This window comes from Pantoea sp. BJFS-204 (assembly GCF_049310725.1).
GTDB lineage: Bacteria > Pseudomonadota > Gammaproteobacteria > Enterobacterales > Enterobacteriaceae > Pantoea > Pantoea agglomerans.
The window spans coordinates 917,956-927,625 of record NZ_JBMOWE010000002.1 but is presented as its reverse complement, the minus strand read 5'-3'; the positions used below and the strand labels follow the sequence as shown (position 1 = coordinate 927,625).

The 9,670-nt window shown below is 45.6% G+C and carries 10 protein-coding genes; 4 read left to right on the top strand and 6 right to left on the bottom strand.

What is annotated here, in order from left to right; genetic code table 11:
• Window positions 1-49: 49 nt before the first annotated feature.
• The 4 genes from ACO6VX_RS11125 to ACO6VX_RS11110 all read right to left on the bottom strand — a co-directional run bounded on the left by ACO6VX_RS11125 (window position 50) and on the right by ACO6VX_RS11110 (window position 3,292).
• On the bottom strand, window positions 50-646 hold the full coding sequence (locus tag ACO6VX_RS11125; protein ID WP_422432008.1) for a glutathione S-transferase family protein: 597 nt from the start codon (window positions 644-646) through the stop codon (window positions 50-52).
• A gap of 228 nt (window positions 647-874) precedes the next feature.
• Window positions 875-1,273 (bottom strand): TonB family protein, encoded by a 399-nt coding sequence (locus ACO6VX_RS11120; protein WP_231113934.1) that lies wholly within the window; start codon window positions 1,271-1,273, stop codon window positions 875-877.
• Window positions 1,274-1,649: 376 nt separating this feature from the next.
• On the bottom strand, window positions 1,650-2,600 hold the full coding sequence (locus ACO6VX_RS11115) for a hydroxyacid dehydrogenase (protein WP_422432010.1): 951 nt from the start codon (window positions 2,598-2,600) through the stop codon (window positions 1,650-1,652).
• On the bottom strand, window positions 2,600-3,292 hold the full coding sequence (locus ACO6VX_RS11110; RefSeq protein WP_010247523.1) for an RraA family protein: 693 nt from the start codon (window positions 3,290-3,292) through the stop codon (window positions 2,600-2,602). Before ACO6VX_RS11110 ends, ACO6VX_RS11115 begins: the two co-directional genes overlap by 1 nt.
• Before the next feature lie 172 nt (window positions 3,293-3,464).
• On the opposite strand from ACO6VX_RS11110, the gene ACO6VX_RS11105 reads away from it, so the two are divergent.
• The 3 genes from ACO6VX_RS11105 (at window position 3,465) to ACO6VX_RS11095 (ending at window position 6,676) form a co-directional block, all read left to right on the top strand.
• Window positions 3,465-4,175, top strand: coding sequence for an IclR family transcriptional regulator (locus ACO6VX_RS11105; protein WP_010247520.1), 711 nt, complete (start codon window positions 3,465-3,467; stop codon window positions 4,173-4,175).
• A gap of 462 nt (window positions 4,176-4,637) precedes the next feature.
• Window positions 4,638-5,621 carry a DUF1852 domain-containing protein gene (locus ACO6VX_RS11100; RefSeq protein WP_346555744.1) on the top strand — a complete coding sequence of 328 codons (984 nt, stop codon included), beginning with the start codon at window positions 4,638-4,640 and terminating at the stop codon, window positions 5,619-5,621.
• Window positions 5,622-5,644: 23 nt separating this feature from the next.
• The gene (locus ACO6VX_RS11095; RefSeq protein ID WP_062759120.1) at window positions 5,645-6,676 is read left to right on the top strand and encodes a methionine synthase; all 1,032 of its coding nucleotides are present in this window, start codon (window positions 5,645-5,647) and stop codon (window positions 6,674-6,676) included.
• 741 nt (window positions 6,677-7,417) lie between these two features.
• Here the strand turns inward: ACO6VX_RS11095 and ACO6VX_RS11090 are convergent.
• Window positions 7,418-7,879: a hypothetical protein gene (locus tag ACO6VX_RS11090; RefSeq protein ID WP_422458132.1), complete on the bottom strand. Its 462-nt coding sequence runs from the start codon at window positions 7,877-7,879 to the stop codon at window positions 7,418-7,420.
• Complete coding sequence (locus tag ACO6VX_RS11085; protein WP_346532481.1) at window positions 7,879-8,718, bottom strand: winged helix-turn-helix domain-containing protein; 840 nt, start codon at window positions 8,716-8,718, stop codon at window positions 7,879-7,881. Before ACO6VX_RS11085 ends, ACO6VX_RS11090 begins: the two co-directional genes overlap by 1 nt.
• A 343-nt stretch (window positions 8,719-9,061) precedes the next feature.
• Between ACO6VX_RS11085 and ACO6VX_RS11080 the strand changes: the two genes are divergently transcribed.
• A complete protein-coding gene (locus ACO6VX_RS11080) occupies window positions 9,062-9,619 on the top strand; it encodes a fimbrial protein (protein ID WP_163852291.1) in 558 nt (185 codons plus the stop codon).
• The last annotated feature ends 51 nt before the right edge of the window (window positions 9,620-9,670 follow it).

Genomic DNA, 9,670 nt, shown 5'->3' with positions numbered 1-9,670 from the left:
TGTGCCAGAAGCGGACATCAATGCATCCTTAAGAGATGACAAAACCTGATTAGCGATTATTTATTTCCTGAGCCTTTAAGAAAGCGGGGCGACTCGTTGCTCTTGATATGTAGCTATCAAGCTCTTCGGTGATTTCCAATCCGCACAGTTTTGCCCATAACAACGTATGAGAAAGAAAAATATCGGCCAGTGTAAAGTTGTTACTCGCAATCCATGTTTGAGTTGGGTTAAACCTAATCTGAGAGATAACTTTATCTGCTTCCTTACTGAGGTAATTCATTAAATCTAGGGAACGTTGATTTTCGGGAGTGAAGACAACATGTTTGAGCAGACTCCAGACGGGGGCTTCCAGATCGGATAGCGTGAAGCTTAACCACGAATTAACGGAGGATTTTTCTTCAGCAGTTGCGGGATAAATAGAGATGTTTTTATGTTGTTCACACAGGTAAATACAGATCGCTAAGGTTTCACTGATTGACACTTCACCATCGGTCAAAAAAGGAACTTTTCCCAATGGATGGGGTGATTTAACCTCAGAAGCAGGGTTCAAAAGATCGACTCTGATAGACTCGTAATTCACTCCCATTTCTTCAAGAGCCCAGAGTACTCTTAATGATCGGCTTTTGGGGTAAGTATAGATCTTCATTTCAATATCCCTTTGTTGTGAAAACAATTTTATAAGGCAAGTGGGTAGCTCATGTCAAAATTTCTGCTCCTCGCTCATACCGAATCTTGGCCTGCATTTAGTCCGCTTTGTGCCAGAAGCGGACATCGGATAATAATTTATGTTAATATTTAGAAGAAGAACATTCAGCCATAATAACCTCCTGAATTACAGTCATTAATTTTCATTTATGCAGCCTTAAAATCAAATCTATTTTTGCACTTTTAATTTTACAGTCATGGGAAGATTCCTGGCAGGTTTGCCCTTTTCAAAACGCCATTTTGAAACGGCTGTTATTACAGCATCATCGAACAAGTGGTCTGGTGTAGACTCGATAATTCTCATCTGACTTACCCTGCCTTCTGCATCAACGTCAAAGTTAAACTTAACCATACCTTCTATCCGGTTCTTAGCCGCATAGTATGGGTAAACGGGTCGATCTTGTCGAAGGGGCTTGGGTTGTTCAACTTTAACAGGTGAATAAGTAGTACATGCATTGAGTACAAGAACAGCCAGAATCATCATAAACCCATACATAACAATATCCTTTTGTTGATAAACATTATCATTATACTTAAACATCAACGGAAGGACATTTGCTGAAATCATCGAATATCGCGTTATAATCCAAAAAAACAGTGGATATAACCCCAATAAATCCTGCTCCCGTCTTGCTGCAAACTAGTCATCCGCTCCTCGCTCATAGCGGACATATCCTTCATAACACATGACCTACAATGAACACTTCAAAGAAACCGCTGCAGGCAGCCACCTTATTCAATACGCGGGAAGAGTCGTTAACGATTGAAGGGTAATAAACCTATTAATGTGGGCGAAGGCAAGTAAGCCAGGACGGCATAGAACAGAATAAGATTCGTATCGGAAACCCTGACAGCTAAGCATTACGCTCTAATGCAGCAGATTTACCTATTAACCAGCCGACCAGAAAGCGCTGTTACCTGTCTGGTCGGCTGGAGAGGGCGGTTCAGACTACCGGACTTTCGTTTTTCAGTGGTTCTGCCAGTACATTTAATATGTTACTGGCCGCGACGGTACCCATCTTCACGTAGGAGTTATCGCTGACGCCGCCGATGTGTGGCGACAGAATCACATTTCCAACACTCTGCCAGATATGCGGCGCAGTCAGGGGTTCTGTGGCAAAACTGTCCAGTGCGGCCCAGGCGACAGTGCCATTATCCAGCGCGGCTAACAGCGCTTCTTCATCAATGAGACCACCGCGCGCCGTGTTCACCAGGATGGCGCCTTTTTTAAACAGAGCCATTTTCTCAGCGTTAATCATCTGGCGCGTCTGTTCGGTTAACGGGCAGTGCAGCGAAATGACATCTGCCTGTTGCAGCAGGTCGTCAAGTGAGGAGGATTCACACTCATCGGGAAAGGTTCTGGCAAAAGGATCATAAGCGAGCACCTTCATGCCAAAAGCACGGCCAATGCGGGCAACACGACCGCCTATGGCACCAAGCCCTACCAGACCCAGCGTTCTGCCCTCCAGCTCCACCGACTTATGGGTCGATTTGTCCCAGTGTCCCTGGCGCATGCGCTGATCAAGCGGTATCACCGATTTTGCACAGGCTAAAATTAACGCCCAGGTATGCTCGGCCACGGCCGCTGCGTTGGCCCCCGGGGCTGACTGAACACTGATATGACGTTCAGCCGCCGCCTTTTGGTCGATAACGTCAATGCCGCTGCCGTGTTTGGAAATAACCCGCAGGTCAGGCGCGGCATCCATAATGCGGGCGTTGATTTTTCCGTATCGGACGATAATCGCCACAGGATTATGCTGCTGGCAGAGCTGGAACAGGCTATCTTCGCTGGGCTGTTTGCCGGCATAAACAATGCTGAAGTCACTAAGCAGGTTTACTGCCTGCGGTGCCAGGTCATTACCCGTCACCAGGATTACGGGAGAAGAGGTTGTCATCAGAGCGTCTCCCCATCGTCCAGCATGCCAGCGGTTTGCAGGGCTTTTTCTAACCACGGCGCGCGAAGGTCGCCATCACGAATGGCTGCAATACGGCTGGTCTCGAAATCGAGTTTTTTCTGTGCCAGTTCGAGCAACGCAGGAACGTCTTCACGCGGCAGAACCACCACGCCATCAATATCCCCGATGACGAGATCGCCTGGCTGAATGGCTGCGCCCGCCACAGAAACAGGGTAGTTGACCCGTCCCGCAATGGACTTGGTCGGGCCGCAGGGATTCAGGCCCGCAGAGAAAACCGGAAAGCCGTTCGCGCTCAGTGCATCGGCGTCACGCACCGCACCATCAATAATAATTCCGGCGATGCCGGAGGCTTCTGCCTGGGTGGACATTATCTCACCGATTAATGCACAGCTGATATCGCCTTTGCCATCGACCACAATGACATCGCCCGGCTGGGCAATCGCCAGCGCGGCGTGGATCGCCAGGTTGTCGCCCGGTCTCACCTCGACAGTGATAGCCGGTCCGGCGACTTTCATTGTGGGGGACACAGGTTTTACGCGACCGTGCAGCGTTCCGCGTCGTCCGGCAACATCAGCAAGGATCGCCGCCTGAAACTGAGCAGCCTGTTTTACGCGCTCTGGTGCGATACGGATAATGTCGCGATTGATGAAGGTATTCTCTGCATGGGGCATAGATTAATCCTCTTTGTTTTACTAGGCACAACTAAGTTGTACAATATAAAACTACTATATCGATGTTAATTGAGTTCGCACCAGTGTTAAGCATTCATTTGTGATGTAAATACGATGTGAATCACAAATTGCGCGGTAAACTGCCTGCCGTCGCAAACAGGAGGACGTACCGATGGGGAATGAAGGCGTAATTGCCGTAGAAAAAGCGCTGGCGCTGCTGGATTGTTTCAGGCCTGGTGAGGAATCACTGACGCTGACCGCGCTGGCGCAGCTTTCGGGGTACCATAAAACGACAGTTTATCGTCTGATGAACTCACTTGAGCGCATGAACTATGTCATTCGTCGCGACAATGGCGTTTATACCCTGGGGCCAAGACTGCTTTATCTGGGCAAGCTCTATGAACAATCCTTTCATCTGGCCAGTATCGTTCAGCCTGAACTTCACGCACTGGCGACTGCGACAGGCGAAAGCGCCACATGGTATGTGATTGAAAACGGTCAACGACTCTGTCTTTTCAGAGCGGAGCCCTCTGAAGGATTGCGTGAAACACGTCTGCCCGGCACTTATCTGCCGCTGGATAATTCGGCCATCGGGCAGGTGCTTCGTTACTGGGGGCTGAATGAACCTCTGTTTGACTCTGTGCCTGAACTCCCGCTGTTCACGTCAGGTATTCGCGATCCGCATATCGCGGCATTCTCCGTACCGGTGTTTGGTGAAGGTAACAAACTGCTCGCGGCGCTGGCATTAACCGGTCCGGCTTCACGCCTGACGCAGTCGATGCGCGACAGTGAGATGGGAAAACTGATGAAAGAGGCAGCGTGCAGGCTTTCGGTAAAATCAGGCGCACATAAAGTCATGTGTGATAACGTTTATAAAATTTAGTCGTGTTGCCTGGCTGTGACCGGGATTTATTAGCTGCTGCATCCATGCTGCGTTTAACGCTCTGCGGGTGAGAACCGATTGATTTCCGCTAAATGACTAACAGCACGCTGGCGTGCCTGATTATGGGATCATGAAAGCCTCCGCGCCTTAAGTTGAGGCGAAAGATCACTCCACCTCTGACATCTCTTGCTAAGCCCCCTTAGTGCGAGGCTTTTTACACCCGGATTTTACATCAGGTGTTAAAAGACTCGCTGCCTCATGAAAATTTCCCCGCTTAAATACCTCAACATGAATTCCCTTCATGTTCGTTGAAATTTAATCACTTTTTTTCAACCGGGTGTTGAGGCATAAAGTAAGAATTGTTAATAACTTTGAGTCATATGAATAGTTGTAAAGGGATAGCCACGCTGGATAACCCTTAACAGCAACAACGCATATCAGCGACCAGGATACCCGATAGCGATGAACAACTTAGCCTTTACCCTCAAGCGCATTCGTTTCGACGAAAACTATAATCCTTCGAAAAATACGCGGGCGACGACTAACTTCGCTAATTTAGCGCGCGGCGAAAAACGTCAGGAAAACCTGCACAACGCCCTGGTGATGATCGACAATCGTTTCAACTCTCTGGCGCACTGGGACAATCCAAAGGGCGACCGCTACTCAGTTGAACTTGAGATTATTTCTGCTGAGCTGAATCTTCGTCCCGGAAGCAGCGACGAAACGTTCCCGGCGATTGAGATTTTAAAAACGCATATCGTGGATCATAAAACCGGTCAGCGCACCGAGGGGATTGTCGGCAATAACTTCTCTTCCTATGTGCGTGATTATGATTTCAGCGTTGTTCTGTCAGAACATAACAAAGGTCAGACTGAATTCAGCCTGCCGGATGATTTTGGTCAGCTGCATGGCAATATTTTCAAAAGTTTCGTGAACTCAGCGGTCTATAAAGAGAACTTCAGTAAATCGCCGGTTATCTGCCTGAGTGTATCGAGCAAAAACACCTACGTGCGCACCGGTAATCAGCATCCGGTATTGGGCATTGAATATCAGCAGGATGAACCTTCCCTGACTGACTTCTATTTCGGAAAAATGGGTCTGAAAGTGCGTTTCTTCATGCCGCAGGGCAGTGTTGCGCCGCTGGCTTTCTATTTCCACGGTGACCTGCTCAGCGATTACACCAATCTCGAGCTGATCAGCACCATCAGCACCATGGAAACTTTCCAGAAGATCTATCGCCCTGAAATTTACAACGCGAATTCTGCTGCGGGACAGTGCTATCAACCCACGCTGCAGCATCAGGATTATTCGTTAACCCGGATTGTTTACGATCGCGAAGAACGCAGCCGCCTGGCCGTCGAACAGGGTAAGTTTACTGAGACGCATTTCATTAAGCCGAATCAGACACTTCTCGCGCAATGGCTGCTGAATTCGTTCTTTGATTAATTAAATATAGAAGGTCACCTGCTATGAAAACCTTATTACCGACATCTACTGCTGGCAGCTTGCCTAAACCCTCCTGGATTGCGCAGCCAGAGGTGCTCTGGTCACCCTGGAAACTGCAGGATGAAGAGTTAGTTGACGGCAAAAGAGATGCGTTGCGTCTGTGTCTGGACGATCAGGTTCGGGCCGGTATTGATATCGTCAGTGATGGCGAGCAGACCCGTCAGCACTTCGTGACGACTTTTATTGAACACCTCAGCGGTGTGGATTTTGAAAAGCGTGAAGTGGTTCGAATCCGTAATCGCTATGATGCGAGCGTCCCGACCGTGGTGGGTGAAGTCTCACGTCAGAAACCCGTATTTGTTGAAGATGCGAAAATCCTGCGTAAGCTGACCGATCGTCCTATTAAGTGGGCGTTGCCGGGTCCGATGACGATGATCGATACCCTTTATGACAATCACTATAAAAGTCGCGAAAAGCTGGCCTGGGAATTCGCAAAGATTCTGAATCAGGAAGCCAAAGAATTAGAAGCCGCTGGCGTGGATATTATTCAGTTTGATGAGCCTGCGTTTAACGTCTTTTTCGATGAAGTGAACGACTGGGGCATCGCCGCGTTGGAGCGCGCTATCGAAGGTCTGAAGTGTGAAACCGCGGTTCATATCTGCTACGGCTACGGCATTAAAGCGAATACAGACTGGAAGAAAACTCTGGGTACAGAGTGGCGTCAGTACGAAGAGGTCTTCCCTAAATTACAGCGTTCAGCTATCGATATTGTCTCACTGGAGTGTCAGAACTCGCGGGTTCCGATGGATCTGATCGAGCTGATTCGCGGTAAAAAAGTCATGGTCGGTGCCATCGACGTGGCAACCCATACCATTGAGACACCTGAAGAAGTGGCAAACACGCTGCGCAAAGCGCTGCAGTTTGTGGATGCTGAAAATCTCTATCCTTCAACCAACTGCGGCATGATTCCACTGCCGCGTCAGGTTGCCAATGGCAAACTGCATGCGCTAAGTGCGGGCGCTGAGATTGTCCGCAGAGAGATTCTGGGGAGATAGTCCTCACTTCTGCACACTTCAACAGGCTCAGTCCGGACCGCATCATGCGGCCAGTTTTCGGGAATTTTCCGGACTGATCTCATCCGAATTTGTACTTTCTAAAACGGTGGTCAAAGTGATCTATATCCCATTGATTAATACACTGCGATTTCAGTAATATTTTCATCGGTAACTCGAAGGTATCTCCACGAAGTTACGTTTTCCGACGAAAGATCATCAGGATACTCTGCGAGGCCAGAGATTGATGTTCTGTTCTGTCCGGCAAGTCTGCCCCAGGTATCCTATTTCAGGCATCATCTTCTTAACCTGGCGCAAGAATTTTGACGGTATGTAAGAAGTTCCCGAATCGAAGCGGCGTAACTTACTAGAAGAGGGGAATGCAAGCCTCATGACGCTCTTCGCCGTGGCCATGCACGATAATGATGTTGCTCTGTCGCAACATCATGCTTGCATAGAGGCTCTCTGGGCGGTCGAGTTGGGTTCAATATAGTGGTAATTAAGACTCTCTTAAAGCAGACTCAAACAGTCGTTATAGCCGTCAACGAGAGTATCGGGTCATAGATAAATTATTCGAAAACCAAAGGTGATAATGATTTCTGGGACTATCACTAGGATAATAAAATACTATTTATAAAATTTCTTCCGGCAATTTAAACCAGTGCAATGAGGAGTGAGATATATATAATGATGCTGAATAAGAAATTATTTCGAATTGATGATTATGCGTGAGTTATACTAATTCTATTGCGAGCACACATAAGTAATTGCTCCTCTGTCATTTACAATAACTTCACCAGCAGGGGTTTTACTAAACGACAAGTAGTACGTAGAACCTTCCGAAAGCATACTCTTCCAGATAGTACCCTCTGGTGTGGTATCATTACTTTTCTTGATTGCTTTTTTATAGATGATGGTTTTAACATCACCTCCATGTATTTCAAAAGGTATATCCACATTAACAATATAGACCATATCACCATTTACCATAGTGCCACGATAGGTAGATAAACCTTTATTATTATTATAAATAAACCCTCTAAAGTTTGCATAAATATTATTTCCATCCGGATAAGATAAAGTTAACTGTGAGATACACGTAAAAACCAGCTTCTTATCTTTGATGTTGGAAAAATTCAAAGCAAAAGTTAAGCCAAGACAGATTACGATCACTGTAATAAAAAACTTATTATTCTTAATTACCATTAGCCCGCCATTTTCTTGATTGTTTCACAGCTTTTTATTTTCCCATCATTAACACATATTGCCATTGTTGCCTCTTCTAGCACATTAAATCGCGGGAAACTTATTTGGAAATAAATGTTCTTCTTTATTGCATAGCAATCAACATCGTACTTCTTCATTACCGAATTTATTTGGTCTTTCACCTTCTGGACATTGTATCCGTCAATAGCATCAATCAGGTAGATATCGCAAACTCCCTTTTTAAAGAAGATCTTATCTTGTGAAGTAGTGACAACGAAAGGCGTCTGCTTATTCCAAAAGTAAACCATGACACCAATGAGCAAAATGAAAAACAAAAAAAGCGTTTTTGCCAGAAGGAATGAGGGAGAATATTTAATTGGTCTAATCGGGTCCAACTCTTCTGGAATAAGGTTTCTCGAATTAACACTTTCACCGTCCGCTAAGGATATAACAGTATTTTCGGGATCAAGCGTGGAATATACTTCTTCCTCAGGGGTGAGATTATTCCTTTCGAGGATATCAATAGTAGCATCAAACCGTAAACCAGATTTTGGTACGGTTATAATGACATCATTTACCTCACCCAATATTGAGAAGGATTTCCTGAGTTCACTCACTGCCATATAAAGATTGTTATAAGATGGCGTATACCCATAATCTTCCCAGACAGATTTAAGAAGAAATTCACGACTAACTATTTCGGGAGATTGCTTAACCAATTCATTCAATAATCGAGTAGCTGCTTTGGAAAGCAATACACTATTCCCCACATCGTTAACTAATGAAAGCTCACTAGTTGCAGGTAAAAACTTAACCATTTTATTCAGAATAAAATACATGTTAACTCAACCTCATGAAAGCACCAGCAGGATTTCAACCAGTTTCTTAGGGGGGTATTAGGTTAAAAAAAAGTAAAAAACCTTTCAAAATGGATTAAGACACAATAATAACATCTTTTCCATAAAAGCAATGCGCATAAAAGGCGACATAAAAACCTTTTAAACTTCTATTTTTTAGAATTAATCACCATTTTTAACCTTTTAAAAATCACAGATAACTGCATCATGCCCCCTGGGCCTATCATTTTCTCGCAGCGACAGCTTGTTCGATAGTTTTGTCGTCAGCTGGAATTCGCAGTAGCTAACATGAAGATCTTTATTAACCTACATAGGGGAATGCCAAATGCGTAATATCAAAAACACAATTTCATTGGCGGCACTTGTTGTTTCATCTTCAATTGCCTTTAATGCGATGGCTAATGATGGAACCATTACTATTAATGGCCAGATTACCGATACGACTTGTACCATTGCCGTGAATGGTGGAAGTAATGATGCAATCGTTACTTTACCAACGGTTTCGGCAACATCGTTACCTGGTGCGGGAACTACAGCAGGTGCAACACCATTTAATATCTCTTTGAGCAACTGTTCAGGTACGGCTTTGGGTACTGCAATGGCCTATTTTGAACCCGGCTCTTATGTTGATAATTCTACCGGCCGTTTGAATATTGATACAACAGCTGCAGACGCTGCCAAAAACGTTCAGGTTGAACTTCTGAACTCTGATATGAATGCGATTTTGGCGGGTGCTTCTGTCGCTAACGGTCAAAACGATATTCCTGTAGATATCTCTTCAGGAAGTGGCACATTGAGCTATTACGCACGCTATTATGCCACGGGGAAAACTGAACCAGGATCCGTCACAACTCAAATCGATTATACGATGACCTACGAATAAGTATTTTTAGGGAGTAAAGATACCCTCTTTACTCCTGTTTTAAGGATGACA